At 29.1% G+C, this 20,286-nt stretch carries 12 protein-coding genes; 11 read left to right on the top strand and 1 reads right to left on the bottom strand.

Annotation, left to right across the window (positions count from 1 at the left end; all coding sequences use genetic code 11):
- Positions 1 to 17 precede the first annotated feature (17 nt).
- From gcvP to argC, 4 genes are all read left to right on the top strand, one after another.
- Positions 18 to 2,876 carry an aminomethyl-transferring glycine dehydrogenase gene (gcvP, locus tag QO190_RS10430; protein WP_371461688.1) on the top strand — a complete coding sequence of 953 codons (2,859 nt, stop codon included), beginning with the start codon at positions 18 to 20 and terminating at the stop codon, positions 2,874 to 2,876.
- Positions 2,877 to 3,132: 256 nt separating this feature from the next.
- Complete coding sequence (locus QO190_RS10435; protein WP_274779031.1) at positions 3,133 to 3,708, top strand: GNAT family N-acetyltransferase; 576 nt, start codon at positions 3,133 to 3,135, stop codon at positions 3,706 to 3,708.
- A 5-nt stretch (positions 3,709 to 3,713) separates the two neighbouring features.
- Positions 3,714 to 4,910: an argininosuccinate synthase gene (gene argG, locus QO190_RS10440; RefSeq protein ID WP_371461690.1), complete on the top strand. Its 1,197-nt coding sequence runs from the start codon at positions 3,714 to 3,716 to the stop codon at positions 4,908 to 4,910.
- Positions 4,903 to 5,862: an N-acetyl-gamma-glutamyl-phosphate reductase gene (argC, locus tag QO190_RS10445; protein ID WP_371461692.1), complete on the top strand. Its 960-nt coding sequence runs from the start codon at positions 4,903 to 4,905 to the stop codon at positions 5,860 to 5,862. Before argG ends, argC begins: the two co-directional genes overlap by 8 nt.
- A gap of 119 nt (positions 5,863 to 5,981) precedes the next feature.
- On the opposite strand, the gene QO190_RS10450 is transcribed toward argC, so the two are convergent.
- A complete protein-coding gene (locus QO190_RS10450) occupies positions 5,982 to 6,179 on the bottom strand; it encodes a hypothetical protein (RefSeq protein WP_371463326.1) in 198 nt (65 codons plus the stop codon).
- A gap of 188 nt (positions 6,180 to 6,367) precedes the next feature.
- On the opposite strand from QO190_RS10450, the gene QO190_RS10455 reads away from it, so the two are divergent.
- From QO190_RS10455 to QO190_RS10485, 7 genes are read left to right on the top strand one after another with little or no spacing between them, the layout of a single operon-like run.
- Complete coding sequence (locus QO190_RS10455; RefSeq protein ID WP_371463324.1) at positions 6,368 to 8,329, top strand: ATP-dependent endonuclease; 1,962 nt, start codon at positions 6,368 to 6,370, stop codon at positions 8,327 to 8,329.
- Positions 8,313 to 10,328, top strand: coding sequence for a UvrD-helicase domain-containing protein (locus QO190_RS10460; protein ID WP_371463322.1), 2,016 nt, complete (start codon positions 8,313 to 8,315; stop codon positions 10,326 to 10,328). The genes QO190_RS10455 and QO190_RS10460 overlap by 17 nt, the downstream gene beginning before the upstream one ends.
- 31 nt (positions 10,329 to 10,359) lie before the next feature.
- A complete protein-coding gene (locus QO190_RS10465) occupies positions 10,360 to 13,374 on the top strand; it encodes an Eco57I restriction-modification methylase domain-containing protein (RefSeq protein ID WP_371463320.1) in 3,015 nt (1,004 codons plus the stop codon).
- A 15-nt stretch (positions 13,375 to 13,389) separates the two neighbouring features.
- The gene (avs1a, locus tag QO190_RS10470; RefSeq protein ID WP_371463318.1) at positions 13,390 to 14,577 is read left to right on the top strand and encodes an AVAST type 1 anti-phage system MBL fold metallo-hydrolase Avs1a; all 1,188 of its coding nucleotides are present in this window, start codon (positions 13,390 to 13,392) and stop codon (positions 14,575 to 14,577) included.
- Positions 14,570 to 19,738 (top strand): trypsin-like peptidase domain-containing protein, encoded by a 5,169-nt coding sequence (locus QO190_RS10475; protein WP_371463317.1) that lies wholly within the window; start codon positions 14,570 to 14,572, stop codon positions 19,736 to 19,738. Before avs1a ends, QO190_RS10475 begins: the two co-directional genes overlap by 8 nt.
- On the top strand, positions 19,738 to 20,007 hold the full coding sequence (locus QO190_RS10480) for a hypothetical protein (RefSeq protein ID WP_371463316.1): 270 nt from the start codon (positions 19,738 to 19,740) through the stop codon (positions 20,005 to 20,007). Before QO190_RS10475 ends, QO190_RS10480 begins: the two co-directional genes overlap by 1 nt.
- A gap of 22 nt (positions 20,008 to 20,029) precedes the next feature.
- On the top strand, positions 20,030 to 20,245 hold the full coding sequence (locus QO190_RS10485; RefSeq protein ID WP_371481323.1) for a hypothetical protein: 216 nt from the start codon (positions 20,030 to 20,032) through the stop codon (positions 20,243 to 20,245).
- Positions 20,246 to 20,286: the final 41 nt, after the last annotated feature.

The raw sequence follows: 20,286 nt of genomic DNA on the forward strand, positions 1-20,286 counted from the left end.
TAATACCTAAAATTTTTATGAACACACAGCAATTTGTGAACAGTCACATCAACTTCAATGAAGCTGATAAGAACGCTATGTTACAAAAAATTGGCGTTTCTTCTGTAGAAGAATTAATTTCTCAAACTATTCCAGATGCAATCCGATTAGAAAATGAATTAGATATTTCTGCTCCTTTATCTGAGTACGAAATGCTTCAGCATTCTAAAGAGTTGGCTGCTAAAAATCTAGATTATGATACTTACATTGGTTTTGGTTATCATAACAGTATTTTGCCAAGTGTTATCCAGAGAAATATTTTAGAAAATCCTAGTTGGTACACCGCTTATACACCTTATCAAGCAGAAATTGCACAAGGTAGATTAGAAGCGTTATTGAATTACCAAACATTAATTACCAATCTTACTGGTTTTCATTTAGCGAATGCTTCTCTATTAGATGAGGGAACTGCAGCTTCTGAAGCCATGAGTATGTTCTTTTCAAACAGAACGAAAGACCAGAAAAAAGCAGAAGCCAATAAGTTTTTTGTTTCTGATTTGGTTTTACCTCAAACTATTGCGGTTCTTAAAACCAAAGCTGATGGTTTAGGAATAGATATAATTGTTGGTAATCATGAAAATTTTGAGCTTAATACAGAATTTTTCGGAGCTATTTTACAATATCCTGGTAAAAATGGTGTTGTGATTGATTATACGGGGTTAATTTCAAACTATAAGGCGTTAAATCTTCAAGTAGTAGTTGCTTGTGATCCACTTGCTCTAGTAAAATTAAAATCACCTGCAGAAATGGGAGCTGATTGTGCAGTAGGAACTACGCAGAGATTTGGTATTCCATTAGGTTATGGTGGTCCTCACGCTGCGTTTTTTGCTTGTAAAGAAGAATATAAACGTGATATTCCGGGAAGAATTATTGGGGTGACTCAAGATGCATACGGAAAACGTGCTTTGAGAATGGCTTTGCAAACCAGAGAGCAGCACATTAAGCGTGAGAAAGCGACTTCTAACATTTGTACAGCTCAAGTTTTATTGGCGGTAATGGCTTCTATGTATGCTGTTTATCATGGTAAAGCTGGTTTAGAATATATTGCAGACCAAATTCATTATAAAACCAATGCTCTAAGAGATGCGCTATCTGCTTTAGGATATGATACGGTGAAAGAGCCAGTTTTTGATACGGTTAAAATCAGTATGTCTGAAGAAGAAAAAGATAAGTTAAAGAGATTAATGCTAGATCATAAAATCAATTTAAATTATTTTACAGAAGGTTTTGTAAGTATTTCTATCAATGAAACTACAACTACCGAAAAAATTGATAAAGTAGTGGCAGCTTTTGCACAATTCAAGCAAAAACAAGGTTTCAAATTAGAACCAAAAGCCGTTTCTACACTTCCAGAAAATTTATTGAGAAAAGACGAGATCTTAAAAGAAGAAGTTTTCAATAAATATCATACTGAGACAGAATTGATGCGTTACATTAAGCGTCTCGAAAGAAAGGATTTATCACTCACGCATTCTATGATTTCTCTAGGTTCTTGTACCATGAAACTGAATGCAGCTACAGAAATGATTCCACTTTCTTGGGAACATTGGGGCGCAATTCATCCTTTTGTGCCAGTTAATCAAGCTGAAGGTTATCAGAAATTAATCAAAACTTTAGAAAAAGATTTGGCTACGATTACTGGTTTTGCGGCAACTTCACTTCAACCAAATTCTGGAGCTCAAGGTGAATATGCTGGTTTGATGGTAATTAGAGCATATCAAAAATCTATCGGTCAAGGTCATAGAAATATTTGTTTAATTCCTCAATCTGCTCATGGAACCAATCCTGCTTCTGCGGTAATTGCAGGTCTTAAAGTAGTGGTGGTGAAAAATCTAGAAGACGGACAAATAGATTTCGAAGATTTAAAAGCTAAAGTGGAAGAGCATAAAGATAATTTATCTGCTTTCATGATTACGTATCCATCTACTTATGGTTTCTTTGATGATAACGTGAAAGAAATTACAGACTTAATCCACGAAAATGGTGGTCAAGTTTACATGGATGGTGCAAATATGAATGCTCAAGTTGGCTTCACTTCACCAGGTAATATTGGTGCAGATGTTTGTCACTTAAATCTTCACAAAACTTTTGCAATTCCTCACGGTGGAGGTGGACCAGGAGTTGGACCAATTTGTGTAGCAAAACATTTAGTGTCTTTCTTGCCTCAAAATCCTAATATTCCAACAGGTGGAAGTCAGGGAATAGATGCTATTTCTTCTGCACCTTATGGTTCTTCGTTGGTTCTTAATATTTCTTATGCTTATATTAAAATGTTAGGAGCGGTTGGATTGAGAAATTCTACAGAATTTGCAATTATCAATGCGAATTATTTAAAAGAAGTTTTAGGTGAGCATTTCCCAATTTTATATGCGAATAAAAAAGGCAGAGTAGCTCACGAATGTATTGTAGATTTCCGTCAGTTTAAACCTCTAGGAATTGAGGTGGCAGATGTTGCAAAACGTTTGATGGATTATGGTTTCCATGCTCCTACCGTTTCGTTCCCAGTTGCTGGTACGTTAATGATTGAGCCTACAGAATCAGAATCTAAAGCAGAATTAGACAGATTTGCTGAAGCTTTAATTGCTATCAAAGCAGAAATTGAAGAAATTGCAGAAGGAAAAGCAGATGCTCATAATAATGTATTAAAAAATGCTCCGCATACAGAACAAGTGGTGATTTCAGATGCTTGGGATAAACCATATTCTCGTGAAAAAGCAGCTTATCCGCTAGAATGGGTGAGAGAACATAAGTTCTTTGCTTCTGTATCTAGAGTAGATGAAGCTTTCGGAGATAGAAATTTGGTTTGTACTTGTGAGCCAATAGAAAGCTACATGTAAGATAAAAGTAATTTTTACAGATATTTTAAATCGCTAAATTCATTTTTAGCGATTTTTTTTTGTTTGTAGATTGTCTTGTTTTGTAAAATCTTAATAATCAATGGTTTCATATTAAAGTGTTAACGCTTAAACAAATAAAAAATGTCAAATAATATTAATTTAACAATAAATTATCTTTTAATTATTTAAAAATAAAGATAAAAAATCTTTTATTTGAACTTTATTTGTATATTTGCACTCTAAACTATTTATTTAAATGGAATTTATCATTAGAAAAACAACCGCTGATGATTTTTGTTTTGCAGACGAGATTGTAAAAGAAATGGAAGAGTCTGCCAAAATTAGAGGAACAGGTATCGCCAAAAGATCTCCAGAATATATTAAGGAGAAGATGGAAAAAGGCGATGCGGTTATCGCAATCACGCATAATGGAATTTGGGCAGGATTCTGCTATATCGAAACATGGACCAATGGTGACTATGCTTCTAATTCGGGATTGATTGTTTCGCCAAGGTATAGAAATATTGGTTTAGCAAGTAGAATAAAAGAATCTGTGTTTAATGTGACCAGAGAAAAATATCCAAACGCTAAATTATTTGGTATTACTACAGGTTTGGCGGTAATGAAAATTAATTCAAGGTTGGGTTATCATCCAGTTCCTTTTTCGGAACTTACTCAAGATGATCAGTTCTGGGATGGTTGCCAAAGTTGTGTCAATTATTCTATTTTACAAAGCAAAGGCAGAAAAAATTGTCTCTGCACAGGAATGTTATTCGTTCCACCCAAAGAAAAAAATAAAAGAGATTTAAGTTACTATATGCAAAATTATTAATAGAGATGAAAAAAGTTGTTTTAGCATTTAGCGGAGGTTTAGATACATCTTTTTGCGCAGTTTATTTGCAGCAAGATTTAGGCTACGAAGTTCATGCAGTTACGGTAAATACAGGTGGTTTTAATGAAGAGGAAGTCAAAAAATTAGAGCAAAAAGCAATTTTGCTAGGTGCTAAAACTTTTACATGTCTAGATGTAGTGAAAGAATATTATGATTCTTGTATTCAGTATCTGGTCTTCGGAAATGTTTTAAAAAATAATACCTATCCGCTTTCTGTAAGTGCAGAACGTACCATTCAAGCAAAATCTTTGGCAGAATATGCGCTTAAAATTGGTGCAACAGCCATCGCTCATGGAAGTACAGGCGCTGGAAACGACCAAGTTCGTTTTGATGGGATTTTTAATATCGTTTGTCCGCAAATGGAAATCATCACGCCAATTCGTGATTTGAAACTTTCTCGTGAGGCGGAAATTCAATACTTAACAGATAAAGGTTTTTCTGGTGATTATACCAAATCAGTATATTCTATCAATCAAGGACTTTGGGGAACTTCGGTTGGCGGAAAAGAAACACTTACTTCTCATAGCAATTTGCCAGAAGAAGCTTATCCTTCTCAATTAAAGAAGCAAAATCCTGAAAAATTGACTTTAGAATTTGAAAAAGGACATTTAATTAAAATCAATGATCAAAAATTTTCTCATCCTTCAGAAGCGATTGTTAAATTGAATGAAATTGCTTCTGAATTTGCGATTGGTAGAGATACTCACGTTGGTGATACGATTATTGGGATTAAAGGCAGAGTAGGTTTCGAAGCAGCTGGTGCTATTTTAACTTTAAAGGCTCATCATTTGCTAGAAAAACATGTACTTTCTAAATATCAATTGATGATTAAATCTCAAATGGCAGATTGGTACGGAACTTGGCTTCACGAAGCTCTTTTCTTAGATCCTGTGATGAGAGATATTGAAAAATTAATGGAAAGTTCCCAGAAAAATGTTACGGGCAAAGTGTTTGTCACGCTTCTTCCTTATCGTTTTGAACTGAACGGAATTGAATCTAAATACGACTTAATGACTTCTAAATTCGGAAGTTATGGTGAAATGAATAAATCTTGGAGCGGTGAAGACGTGAAAGGTTTTTCTAAAATTTATACCAATTATTTATCAATTTATCATCAAGTAAACGCTGAAAATAATGATTAAAGCAGGAATTATTGGTGGTACTGGTTACACTGGTGGCGAACTGATTCGTTTGTTGCTCAATCATCCGAATGCAGAACTTTCGTTTGTGACGAGCTATTCTAACGTGGGTAAAAAAGTAACCGATTTGCATCAAGATTTAATCGGAGAAATAGATTTAGAATTTATTGATAATTCTACTGATGCAGATGTTCTTTTTCTGGCTTTACCACATAAAGAAAGTAAAATTTGGCTCGAAAATAATAACGTAGGAAATGCAGTTGTCATAGATTTAGGAAATGATTTCAGAATTGGAGATACTTATCAAGGGAATTCTTTTGTTTATGGACTTCCAGAACTTAATTCTGCTCAATTGAAAGGCGCAAAACTCATTGCCAATCCTGGTTGTTTCGCTACTGCAATTCAGTTGGGAATTATCCCGATTCTTCAAGCTCAAGAAGTTTCGGAAATTTATACAACAGGAATTACAGGCGCAACTGGCGCTGGAAAATCACTTTCTGAAACCACGCATTTCAGTTGGAGACAAAATAATATTTCGGCGTATAAGACTTTAACGCATCAGCATTTAGGCGAGATAAATTTTCAACTAAAAGAGTTGAGCAAAGTGCCGTTTTCAGTTCAATTTGTTCCTTGGAGAGGAGATTTTGCAAGAGGAATTTTTGTGAGTTCTACATTTAAAACTTCATTTTCTTTAGAAGAATTGTTTGAATTGTATGAAAAATTCTACGAAGGGCAAATTTTCACCACGGTTTCAAGAAAAGAAATCAATCTGAAACAAGTAGTCAATACCAATAAGTGCCTGATTAATATTGAAAAAAACGGAGATTTTGCAGTAGTTCATTCTGCAATTGATAATCTCTTGAAAGGCGCTTCAGGACAAGCTATTCATAACATGAATATATCTTTCGGGTTTCCCGAAAACGCAGGTTTGAAACTCAAATCTATCGCTTTTTAGCAATAAAAAGTAAAAATGAAAGGTACTTTGTCAAAGCTCTTATAATTTAAAATTAATCTTTGACAAGGTTAAAGTAAATTTTCCGTAAAGCCTTTAAACAAATAGTTTTTAGGCTTTTTTTATTTCATAAGTACAACATAAGTGCAACAAATTAAAAAGTATTGTAAAATTGATGCTTCCCTTTTACTTTGCACTATAGCAAAGATATGAAATGTTTTTTTGTTTTTAATCATTTCAATACCTCCTTGAAATTCTAAAACATAGAAGGAAGTTCCGTCTTCTTTTTGTCTTTCTTTGTAGTTGATAATTGTTACCATTGTTTTGAATTTTTGAGTTAGAACATTACAACCAGGAATCAGAATGTTTTCTGTAAGAATATTGCAACTATCACCTTGAATATAAATACTGCCGAAAATTTCCAAATTACATCAAAAGGTGGCGGGGAGTTGTTCCCCCAATACAAGTGAGGGGGTTTAGTTGCGGGGGGCTTACTCAAAAATAAATGATGTCAAAAAAAAATTTTTTAGGAAAATTTTTACTAATTTTAAAAATTAAAAACACAATGTACCTGAAAAACATTAAGCTATGGAATTTTAGAAAGTTTGGGGATAATGGAGAATATGATATTAATAAACCCAATTTAAGTTTAAATTTCACTAAAGGATTAAATGTGCTTATAGGTGAAAACGATTCTGGAAAAACAGCTATAATTGATGCTATAAAAATTGTTCTTAAAACTCATGCTTATGAATGGATAAAAATTGAACATGATGATTTTTTTGATAATTCTAATAAATTCAGAATAGAAATTTTATTTGAAGAATTAAATGATGATGAGGCAAAACATTTTACAGAATGGCTTACTTGGAATGGAAATGGGGAAAATGCTCAGCCTACATTAAAAATATTTTTTGAAGCTACTAAAAATCAGGAAAGAATAATTTCAACAGATGTAAAAGCAGGTTCAACCAATGAAGGTACAATTCTTACATCCGAAGCAAGGGATTTCTTGAAAGTAACATATTTGAAGCCTTTAAGAGATGCAAAAAATGAACTTATTCCTAAAAAAAACTCAAGGTTAGCTCAAATTTTTCAAGAACACGAAGCCTTTAAAGGTCAAAATGACACTCATCTTTTAGTTGAGTTATTCAAAAAATTCAATGAAGACATCAAAAAATATTTTGAAGGTAAAGACAATAATGATGCACTACTTTCAGAGGAAGACCAAAAGGGCAAAGAATTAAAATCTGAAATAGATAAATATTTAAAGTCATTTTATGATAATTCAAAAGAAACTGATATAAAAGTTGTTGAAGCAAACCTCAAAAATATACTTGAAAAACTTGAATTATTAATAAAGGACGAGAAAAACATTGGATTGGGTACACTAAACCGATTGTTTATGGCTTCTGAACTATTGCATTTAAACAAAAGAAATTACGAAGGATTGAGATTAGGGTTGATTGAAGAATTAGAAGCTCATTTACATCCTCAAGCTCAAATGCAAGTCATTGAATCTTTACAAAATCAAGAAAACATACAATTAATTTTAACAACTCATAGCCCAAATCTTGCTTCAAAAGTAAAATTAGAAAACTTGATAATTTGTTCAAAAAGTAATGCTTTTCCTCTAGGCAGAAATTATACAAAACTTAAAACAACTGATTATCCTTATCTTGAAAGATTTTTAGATGTTACTAAATCAAATTTATTTTTTTCTAAAGGAGTGATATTCGTTGAAGGCATTTCAGAAGAAATAATAATTCCATCACTTACAAAAATTTTAAAAAGATTCTATGTAATAGATAAAGATTTAACTGAAGCTGGAGTATCAGTAATATCAATTGGAAATACTTCATTTTTAAGATATTCAAAAATATTTCAGAGAGTTAAAAGACCATTTTTAGAAATACCTGTTAGTGTTATCACGGATTTAGATTTAAGACCTCAGGAGTATTCTACTAAATACAATATACCACAGAATAAAAGGAAAGAAAAAAAAATTATTAGTGAATTTAATGTAGATGAGTATCTTGAAATTAAAAAAAAGGGAATTGAAAATCAATTTGTAAAAGTTTTTATAAGTAGCGCTTGGACTTTGGAATATTGTATCGCATTGCATCCTATTTTAAGAAAAACCTTATATAAAGCAATTATTCAATCCAATGAAGAACTTAGAGCAGATAGTTATTCTGGTTTAAAACCAACAAAAATGAAAATAAGAGATATTTCGGAATTAGATTTTGAAAGAAAATGGGAGGTGTTCTCAATGAACAAATCTAATGAAGAAATTGCATTTCAAATTATGTATGATTTTATAGAAAATAAAAAAACTTCAAAATCTATAATATCATTATACTTTTCAAAATTTTTAGAAAATGATATTAATGATATTAATCAAATAATGGTAGAAAACAATCCTATTGAATATCTAATTAATGCAATAAAATATGCCTGCAACTGCTGAAAGTAATCTTTTAAATATTAATCTTGATGAAATTATTGAAACTGAAAGAATTTTACTTCCAGTTGGAAAAAGTTTTGATGCTGAACGAAGAAGATTTATTAAAAATTTTGAAACGATAGATTTACAAGCTGTTCCTGGTAGTGGTAAAACAACTGCTTTACTTGCGAAACTTTTAATATTAGAAAAAAGGTTACCTCTCAACAACAATAGAGGAGTTCTTATTTTATCTCATACTAATACAGCGGTAGATGAGATTAAAAATAATATTGGCATTCATTGCCCTAAACTATTTTCTTATCCCAATTTTATAGGTACGGTTCAGAGTTTTGTTGACCAATTTCTTGCTATTCCATATTACGAAAATCATTATAATAAGAAAGTTATAAGAATTGATAATGAAATTTATGATGACACAATAGAAAAATTTTTAACAAGAAATCTTAAGGGTTTTTCATTTGATGAAAACAAAAATGCAAAATATTTCATTCGTTCTAATGAAGGCATTTTGAAAAACTATAGATTTGAATATATAAATGGTATTTTAAAAATAACAAAAGGATTAAATAAAGAAGAATTAACTATAACAAAACCCAGAAGAAATAGTAGAAATTGGGTTGATTTTTCTAATAATGAAAAAAATAGGATAAGACAATGGTTAAAAAAGGCTAAATTGGATACACTGTCTGATGGGATATTACATTATGACGATGCTTATTTTTTAGCAAACATATTTTTGTCAAAATTTCCAAAAATAAAAAATATACTGCAAAGAAGATTTCAATACATTTTTATTGATGAAACGCAAGATTTGGAAACTCATCAATATGATTTAATTGAAAATATATTTTATGACAATGGTAATAGCACATCTATTATTCAAAGGATTGGCGATATAAATCAAGCTATTTTCAGTAACGAAGTACATCATAATTCAATTTGGAATTTACGTGAAGGAGAGAATCAATTATTAGCCATTAAAGGAAGTAAAAGACTTACACCAAAAATTGCCGAACTTGTAAATTGTTTTGCTCTAAAAACTGGTGAAACTTTTGCTATTGAAGGGAAAAATGAAAATTGTGATTTGAAGCCACATATGATAGTTTATAGTACAGATAAAATTAAAGATGTAATACCAAAATTTTCTGAAATAGTCAATAACTACATTTCTTCTGGTGTAATTGAAATTAAAAATTCAAGTAAGATAAAGGCTATTGGTTGGTCAAAAAGTTCAAATAATATCAACCATTATAAAATAGCAGATTATTACGATTCTTTTACATTAGTTAAAACAAAGACAAAGATAGATTATGAAAATTTAGATTCTTATTTGGTAAAATATAATAAGGAAAGTTCTACATTGACTGCAATTAGAAATAATATACTCAATGCACTTGTTAAAATTTTAAGATTAGAAGGCTTATATCACACTAAATTATCACTTTTAAATTATATAAAAGAGAAGAACGAAACAGAATATTTGGTTTTTAAAAAACATCTTTATCAGTGGAGTATTGATATTATTAGAAATAAGTTTATCGAAGTTTATAATTCTATAAAAACTTATTCAACAGAATTTTTAAACATTTTTGAGTTAAGAGTAAATCATTCAAGAAACTTTATTCAAAATCAATCCCAAAATATTGAAAATGAAGAAATAAGAGAAAATTTGACCAAAGAGAATATTCTCAATTTTCACGGATTTGATATTGAAGTAGGAACAATACATTCTGCAAAAGGTGAAACACACTTGGCAACACTTTATTTGGAAACTTTTTATGGTAAAGGTAATGGTAATTATGAATCTCAAAGATTGGCAAGTCAATTTAAATATCAAAATTTTTCAGACCAAAGAGCTCAACATATTCAGTCAACTAAAATGGCTTATGTAGGTTTTTCCAGACCTACACATTTACTTTGTGTTGCTATCCAAAAAGAAAGATTTGAAGCCAACTTGTCTGATATAGACAGAGATAAATGGACTATTTCTACATTAGAATAAATCATTAAATTTATAGTTTGAAAATTACAGTATGTCACTATTCCAAAAAACAATAATCAACAAATATCTCAAAACACAAAACCAAGAAAATCTTAATAATAAATGGGATTTGTTTTGTAAGCATTTTCATAATGCTGAAATCCAAGAAAATATCAGAAACTCTAAAGAAGAACAATATCAAGGAGAGTTTCTCATTGATTTGTTTGTTAATGTTTTGGGATATACCAAAAATCCAACACCCAATTTTAATCTTACCACAGAATATAAAAACGTAAAAGACAGCAAAAAAGCAGATGGTGCAATTATCATTAATGATAAAGTTCTCGCCATTATAGAACTAAAAGGAACTGACACCACAGATTTAGGCAAAGTAGAAACACAAGCTTTTGGGTATAAAAACAATCAGCCAGATTGTAAATATGTGATTACTTCTAATTTTGAGAAATTACGTTTTTACATAGATAATGCTATTGAACATTTAGAATTCAATTTGTTTGAATTGACCAAAGAGCAATTTGAACTCTTGTATTTGTGTTTGGCTTTTGAAAATATTTCGGCAGATATTCCTGCCAAGATTAAAAATGAATCGGTAAGTAAAGAAGACGAAATCACCAAAAAACTTTACAAAGATTATTCGGTTTTCAAAAGAGAATTGTTTCAGAATCTTACCCAGCAAAACCCTGATTTTGACCAATTAGAACTTTTCAAAAAATCCCAGAAATTATTAGACAGGCTTTTGTTCCTCTTCTTTGGAGAAGATAGAGGTTTACTCCCTCCCAATTCGGTAAGATTAATTTTAGAACAATGGAATAAGCTGAAAGATTTAGATGAATATGTTCCACTTTATGATAGATTCAAAAAATATTTTGGCTATCTCAATACAGGTTTTAAAGGGAAGCAATTTGATGTTTTTGCCTATAATGGCGGTTTGTTTAAGCCTGATGAAATTTTAGATAATATCACTATTGATGATACTTTACTCTATAATCACACTTATAAATTGGCAGAGTATGATTTTGCCAGTGAAGTAGATGTGAATATTTTAGGGCATATTTTTGAAAATTCTCTCAATGAAATTGATGAAATAAAAGCACAAATAGAAGGGCAAGAAATAGACAAATCTAAAACCAAAAGGAAAAAAGATGGCGTTTTCTACACCCCGAAATATATTACCAAATACATTGTAGAAAATACAGTTGGCAAACTTTGCGAAGAAAAGAAAGTAGAATTAGGAATTGTAGAAGAAGACTATTTTACAGATAAAAAACGCCAACAAAAAACCAAGTTAGCACTTCTACAAAAATTAGAAGATTACAGAACTTGGCTGCACCAAATCACCATTATAGACCCAGCTTGTGGAAGTGGTGCTTTCCTGAACGAAGCTCTTAATTTCTTGATTGAAGAACATAAATATATAGACGAATTAGAAGCCAAACTTACAGGCTCCTCTATTGCGTTTACTTATCATTCTGAAAGTATTTTAGAAAACAATCTTTTTGGGGTGGACTTAAATGAAGAATCTGTAGAAATAGCCAAACTTTCTCTTTGGTTAAGAACCGCAGAACCCAATAGAAAACTAAACGATTTAAGCAACAATATAAAATGCGGAAACTCTCTGATTGACAACCCCGAAATTGCAGGAAACAAAGCGTTTAATTGGGAAAAAGAATTCCCGCAGATTTTTGCAAAAGGTGGTTTTGATGTGGTGATTGGAAATCCGCCGTATGTTGATAATAGAGGATTTGACAAGAATACTCTTTATTATTTATATACTATTTATCCAAATTCATTTAAAAAATCAGGAACTGATAAATTTAAAACTACAAAATTAAATTTAATTGCATTATTTATTGAACTCAATAGTAAAATACTTAAAATTAGTGGTTTAACAAGTTTTATTTTTCACAAAAATATATTCAAAACAAACAGTTATACTGCAATTAGAGAATATATTCTAAATAATTATGATATTTTACTTTTGACTGATTGGGGAGCAGGACAATTTCAAGATGTTGTTGCTGAAACAGCAACATTTGTTTTAAAAAAAGGAAATATAGCTGATGATAAAATAAAAATTGAATTTTTCAATCTCAACAATAAATTTCTTGAAAATGAACAGAATCAAAGTTCTTTTAAAAATTCTTATGAATTTATTTTTGGTATTTATGCAACAAATTATGATAGAAAATTATTGGATAAAATTGAAAATAATTCAAAAATTCTAGAAAATTTTGTTCAGATAAATAATGGAATTGTTACAGGAAATGATAAAAAATATTTAAGTTTTAATTGTGAAAATGATTTTTACAAGAAAGCAATTAGAGGAAAGGATATTAAAAGATACTCTAAATTATTTGAAAATGAATACATCTTATATAAAAGAGATGAATTATTAAGAGCAAGAGATGAAAATATTTTTCTTTCAAATGAAAAATTAGTTATGCAAATGATTAATATTCATTTCATTATAACATATGACAATGAAAAATATTATAATTTAGGAACTACTTATGCAATTACTAAAAAAGATAATTCAAAAATAGATTTGAAATACTTGTTGTCAATTTTAAACTCTGAACTAATTAAATTTTATTATTTGAAAAAGTTCACAAACGAATCTTCTCTAACAAATGCGATTTCAACTCAAAATTTATTTAATATTCCAATCAAAGAAATCTCTTTAGAAAGCCAACAACCTTTCATAGAAAAAGCAGACCAAATGCTTTCTTTAAATAAAGAGTTGCAGGAGATTTCAGATAAATTCCAAAGAAATCTGCAAAGAGAATTTTCTCTGGAAACATTTTCCAAAAAATTACAAAATTGGTATGAACTTTCTTTTGCAGAGTTCTTAAAAGAATTGGCAAAAGCAAAACTCAATCTCACGCTTTCCCAAAAAGCAGAATGGGAAGATTATTTCTTGCAAGAACAAAAGAAAGCGTTAGAATGCCAGTCTAGAGTAAATACAACAGACAAAGAAATAGACCAAATGGTGTATGAACTTTATGGATTGACGGAAGAAGAAATTGAAATTGTGGAGAGAAGTTAAAAAAAACTCATAACTATGATTCTTACAATATACCCAGCAAATAATGGAGATTCTTTTCTTTTAGAAATAAAGGATAAGATTATTTTAATTGATGGAGGTTATGTAGATACATATAAAAACTATATTAAGCCTAAGCTTTTTGAGCTATCAAAGGAAAATAAAAAAATTTCTCATCTGATTGTAACACATATTGATAATGACCATATTTCAGGCATCATTAAATTTATAGAAGAGAACAAAAAAGATTCAATAATCGGAATCAATAACATTTGGCATAATTCATTTCGACATGTAAATTGTATCGAGGATAATTTAATATTTAAAGGCAAACCTCTTTCTGGATTAATAATTAATTATTCAATAAAAGAAGAAAAAAAGACAATTGAAAGAAATATTTCTGCTGTACAAGGCTCTACTTTAGCTTCATTAATCCATAAATACCAGTATTCATGGAATTCTGAGTTTAATCAGAATGCCGTTTCTATTGATAATGAGCTAGAAATTAAAATATCAGAAGACATTTATATAAAAATCCTTTCCCCAAACAATAATAAGTTAAAAGATTTAAAAAAATATTGGAAAAAAGAGTTGTTTAAAAAAGGCTTTTCAAGTAATTCAGAACTATCAGATTTTAATGAAGAAGCCTTTGAATATATTGTATCATTAGAAAAAGAAAAAAGACGATTGCAGAAAAAAAATGTATCTTCAAGTACTTCATTTAATATTGAAGACTTTTTAAATGAATCTTTTATAGAAGATGATACAGCAACGAATGGAAGTTCTATTTCATTTATAATAGAATATAAGAATACAAAGTTACTTTTTTTAGCAGATTCTCATCCTTCAGTAATTATAGAGAGTTTGAAAAAACATTACAAACAAGAAGAATTCCCATTACAATTTGAATTAATAAAAATATCTCATCATGGAAGCAAAAATAATACAAGCGTTGAATTGCTAAATTATATTGATTCAGACAAATTTGTTTTTTCAACAAACGGACTAATTCATAACCATCCTGATAATGAAACAATTGCAAGAATAGTGTGCAGAAAAACCAAGTTTACCCGAAATCTTTATTTCAATTACAATTTAGATTCCATAGAATGTTTTAAAAATCAAAGCTTCGAAACAAAATATAATTATAAAATAATAGAAAGTAATAACTTACCAATCAAGATAGGCTTTAAAATAGATGGATAGAATAATAACCCCTCAACAAATTCAAAAATCGGTAGTTAAAATAGTTTATAAAGAAAAAGAACAAGGAACAGGATTCTTTATTACTCCAAATATTATTTTAACGACTTATCATGTGTTTTTGGAAGAAAAGATTGAAGAAGACAAAATTCAATTAAACTTTAATGATAGTGAAATTAGTAAGTGTAAGATATTGTCTATTGATGAACAAAATGACATTTGTTTATTAGCCTGTGAGTGTAATAATATCAGTTTTTTACCATTAGCTTCTGTAAATATCCGAATTAATGAAACTTGGGAATCATTTGGATTCCCATATCAGGGAGAAGTCGAAGGACTGAGAATTTATGGCACTATTAACCAAATAGTAAACGGGGAAAAATATAATACGATATTAAATTGTCAAGAAATAGATGTAAACTATAACTATGAAGGACTTTCAGGCTCTCCATTAATTTCAAACGGAAAAGTTGTAGGAGTTGTTTTAAGCCAACTTGATGATAAATTAGGGGCAATTTCAATTAATCAATTTGAAAATTTCTTACGAGAAAATAATATTGAAGTTCATATAGAGGAATCAATAAATGATATTCCAAGACAGTTAAACAATGATATTAAAAATATTGCATACAATTATGATGTTCTTAATAAATTAGATGAAAGCGTAAAAGAAACTGGAAGCTGGATTTTATTAGAAGGAAATCCAGGTACTGGCAAGACTTTTAATATTGCATCTTATATACCTGTTGAAAAAGACGCATTAATATTAGGAAAATATTTTGTTAAAGTTCCAAATGATGATAAGCCAAAAAGCTTGAGAATGTCAAAAGAATATTTTTTGACTTGGCTAGAAGAAACTATTTCTATTTTACTAACTGGAGATATCCCCCCAAAAACATCTGAATCTTTTGAAAAACGTATAGAAGCATTAAATTATAATATTAGTGGTTTAAGTGAATATCTATTTAATAATAACTTAACAGGATTATTATTTATTGATGGTTTAGATGAAGTTAAAAATATTGAAGATTTCTTGGGTATTCTATCAATGAATATTCCTGAAAACATTAAAATAGTACTTTCATGCATTTCAAAAGAAATTTTACCTAGTGATATCAAAAATAACATTAATGCAACTCAAAGTATTTCTGTTTCACCTTTAAATATAAGTCAGTGTGAGCAATACATTCTAAAGGAATTAAAAAAAGATATAGTTGATTTTGAAGACATTCAAAAAATAGCACTCAAATCTGAAGGGCATCCTCTTTATATGCGTTATTTGATAGATTATATAAACAACTCTGAAATTTCCAATGACAAAGACGAGTTAAAAGAATGGATAGATAATATTCCCAATATTGGAGGCAACATAGAAAACTACTATAATTCCATTTGGTATAAAATATATGAAGACAAAAATAAATTATGGATATGTTTATTTTTATCTCAATTAAGGCAAGCTATTGATGAAAAGGAGTTTTTTGAAATTCTTAGTCCTGAAATAAAAAATGAGTTTTATTCAGTATTTCCAAAAATTAGCTATTTAATAAAAAACGATGATAAATTAGAAATTTATCACAACTCATTTAAGGAATTCATATTAGGTAAAGTTCCCCTACTCTTGAGAAGCTGTAACGATTTGATAGTAAATTATTGTGAGGCTCATCCTGATTCTGACTACTCATTAACTAATATGCTATACCACTGCGGCTTATCAAATTCCCCTGAAAAAGCTGTTGAAAGTTGCAACCAAGTTTGGGCTGATAAAATGGCATTTAATCATATCGAACCAGATTTAGTAGTATCTGATATAAAAAACACTATAAGTTTATCAATTGAATTAGAACTTACAACTGAATTAATTAGACTATTGCTACTGCTCCAAAGAATTGATTTCAGGTACAATAGCGTATTTGTTGAATATGCTCATGAAATGACTTTAGCACTAATAGCAAATAAAAAATATAAAGAGGCAATTAAATATATTGTAAGGAGAAAAACACTATTAATATCTGCAAGTGATGCTATTCATTTTCTACAACATTTCTATGAGAACAAGGCTTTTGAGGAAGCTACTATTTTAGAAGAAGCAATTGATAAGGAATATAGAAAATCCATACATGATGGATTTAAAGGCGAAGGTATTAGTTTTAATACCTTTGTAATTAAAGCTCAAACTTTGATTCTTTCCAGCAATGAGTCGTCTAATCATGAAGAGTTAAGAGATTCACAAATGATATTTTCAAATTATATGAATTTATTAAGAAAAATGCCTAACCCATCTAACGATTTATCAATTGAAAATCAAAATAAAGAAACTATTCAACTTGTTAGAGATCATTGTTGCGCATGGAATAATGCATATTTATTAAGGCGGTTCAGTATGAACATGGACATTCAAAAAATGATGCAAGTTCCTAAGATAAAAATAAATGATACATGGGCTTACACTTATGCAACTTCTCTTTTGATCTATAAAAAAGAATTAAATAGTTATAATTTACCAAATCATTACAAAGATTTAAACGAAAAAAAATTATCAAAGGACATTGAGTTTTTGATAGAAAACTTTGGCTATCAAAAACAGAACGGTTCCATTACAAATATCATATTATCATTATTAAGTAACACTACTAAACCCGAATTGCTAAAATCTATTATAGGGGAGTATTTAGCAACTGACCGAAAAGTAGAAATAAGAAATAAAAACGGTGTTGATTTTGAAAGATTTAACTATGAAAATCTATGTTTAAAGTATAATTGTTTAGGGTTCATTGATAATTCTAATGAATTTAAAGTAAGTCATAAAAAATGGTCTCATAATACCTGGGAAAAAGATTTACTGACGTTAATTGAAGAAATTCATTTTATTGAAGGGAAAGCATATTATTATAAAGCATCAAACCTCCTTATAGAAAAATCAAGTTTTCTAATTGATAAAATACAAGAGATTGTCAAAAGCATTAGTTTTACTTTTGATTATAGAAGCCATTGGGAAAGAAGCTATCAATTACCTGAACAAATTTTTCCTTTACTATATACAAAATTAGTAATGTTAATTAATGAGTTTGATAATGAACGATTAGAGTTATTTTTAGAATCTTTAAAAATCAAGTGTCCTAATCAAATAGGTCTCTATACGGAAGGTTATCGAAAATCATTGCAAAAAATAATAAACTCACTAATATTAATTCGACATGACAGAAACAAAATATTACCATTAATTAAACTATGGCAAGAACATATTATAAATGGCGTTCAAAACAGATGGGAAAGAACAGAAGAATTATTAAAAATTAATGAAGTATATGGAATTTTAAATTTTAAATCCGAATCAGAATTAGCATTTCAAGAAGTACTAAATACCTCAATGGGACCAAGCTGGTATAAAGAGGCACAATTAACACCAATTAACACAACTCTTAAAAATTTAAAATCAGTTCCTAATAATAATATTCTTCAAGAATTTGCTTCAATTCTAGATTATGCATCAGGTGAAATGACATTTCAGAGATATGTTCAAGATAATAAAGAAAATTTTATAGGAGCTTTAATTAAAAACGAAAAATTAAATGAGGCTTTAGAATATTATAAGTTTGAAACGTTACCTCCCCCGAAAACGTTAATTAGAAATGCCGAAATTAGTTCATTTGATGCACCTAGAGTTGGAGATGGTTATTGCTTAGGGGCAAGAAGTATAGTAGAACAAAGTGGCATTTTAGAAATTCTAAGATATTCCGAAATTGATCCTTATTTGAAGTGGGCATTATGTGAAGTTTTCACTATCAATGATGATAACTTTAGATATATAACTTATTTTGGTAGACAAATTTCAAATATTCTAAATGATATAGAAAAATTAGAAGATGGTAATATTGATAAAATAATTGAGAGTTTTGCAAATTTAATCTCCAATTCTTTAATTAGTAATGATGATAGAAAAAGCTTATTAATTGGAATAGGAAAAGAACTAACGATAAGCAATGTTAAAAGATTACAAGGGTATTTGCTAAATCACAATATTAATTGGGGATTAAATGAAGATATTGAAAATAAAAGTGAAAACACTATAAATGAAAAAAATAACTTTGATTTATATAATGATTCAAATTCAAGCTCAGATATTGAAATGGATATAAATCAAGGTCTAAATTTATTCAAAACAGAAAGGGTAAGTATTTGGATGAATAATTATTCTAATGCTCATAAAAAAACCAAACAAAAGCTAAAATCCCTTTTTCCAAACGATAAATCAGTAATAAAAAATCTAAAAGAAAATATATTACAATTTGAATATGAACCTTGGGATATGTGTGATGATATTATATGGTTTTTAGAAGATAAACTGAACAAGAATCAAATTGAAACGATATATAAAATAATTGCTGAGCACTTCCATTTTATGGTTAGATCCGATAGTGAAGTAAAAGAGAAATACTCTTGGTTTGATTCGGGTTTTGATAATTATAACTCAAATGGATTAATTATTGATTTCATTATTTGGCATTTAAATCATCCTGTTAGTTATATTAGGGGTAAAACTTTAAATATTTTGGAAGAAATATCAAATTATTTTCCTTTAGTTATTGAGCGTTTGATTAAAGCTTGTATTTCCAACACGCCAGATTTATCGACCGAATTATCTGGACTAATTTTGAAAGAAATTTCAATTAACAATCCTATTTTAATAAAAGATTGTCTAATTAAAAATCCAGAATTAGAAGACGAAATAAGCAAAATTAAACACTTTACTATTAAGAAAAATTTGTTAGATATGAGTATCAATCTCAATAAAATTGGATATAATCAATGTTATTCAAAAATTCAAAATTCAATTCCTGAATCTATTATTCTTACAGGAGAAGTATTTTTTGAAGAAGATTATATTGCATCTATACAAGATAGAATAGATGATTTAAATGATGAAATGTTACTAGATAATAAATTTTGTTTAACATTTAATCAGCTAATACATGAGTATTGTTACCCTTTATCAAAAATTGAAGTAGCAAAATCTGATAAATATTTAAGTCGAAGTTTTTATAATGAAGATAGAATTATTGGAAGGTACCAATATATTTTAAGACATGCTTTAAATAACGCTGTATCTCATAGAATTGATAAGAATAATATTGAATTGGTTTATAACATAATTAACAACTAATGTTTGATAGCAGAAAAGGGAATAGAGACTCAAGAACTGACTTTGAGCGAGAGTTAAATATTTTAGGTGAGAATATTATGGGTGGGAAAATAGTTATATCTAGTCACTTAAGACATCTTGAAAATGAAATTATGAAAGCCAGATACGCACCAAACAAAAGAGTTAATTTACTAACAATCAATGAAATGATTAGAAATTTTGCAATGAGTGTAAACATTCGTGATTTAGGGAATTTTGAAACAGAAACAAATAACGAAAATGAACAATAAAAAATATGGAATGCCTCCTCCAATGAATAGAACAGAAATGGAGCATAATTTGAATTTAGTAATTGAAGATTTTAATAACAGGATAGACTCCGGTAATGAAGATCTTATTCAAAATGCAATGTGGGCTACTTATCCTCATCTAAAAGAGGTTAAGAAAACTCCAAATTTTAGAATAAATTTGCTTACTGTAAACGAAAGGATTAGACTTCATGCTAATATGCAGAGATGGATGAAATAATTATTCTTTAGATGTAACCAAAAATAAGTGACACTATCCCA

Source organism: Cloacibacterium sp. Arc13 (assembly GCF_041431305.1).
Classification (GTDB): Bacteria; Bacteroidota; Bacteroidia; order Flavobacteriales; family Weeksellaceae; genus Cloacibacterium; species Cloacibacterium caeni_B.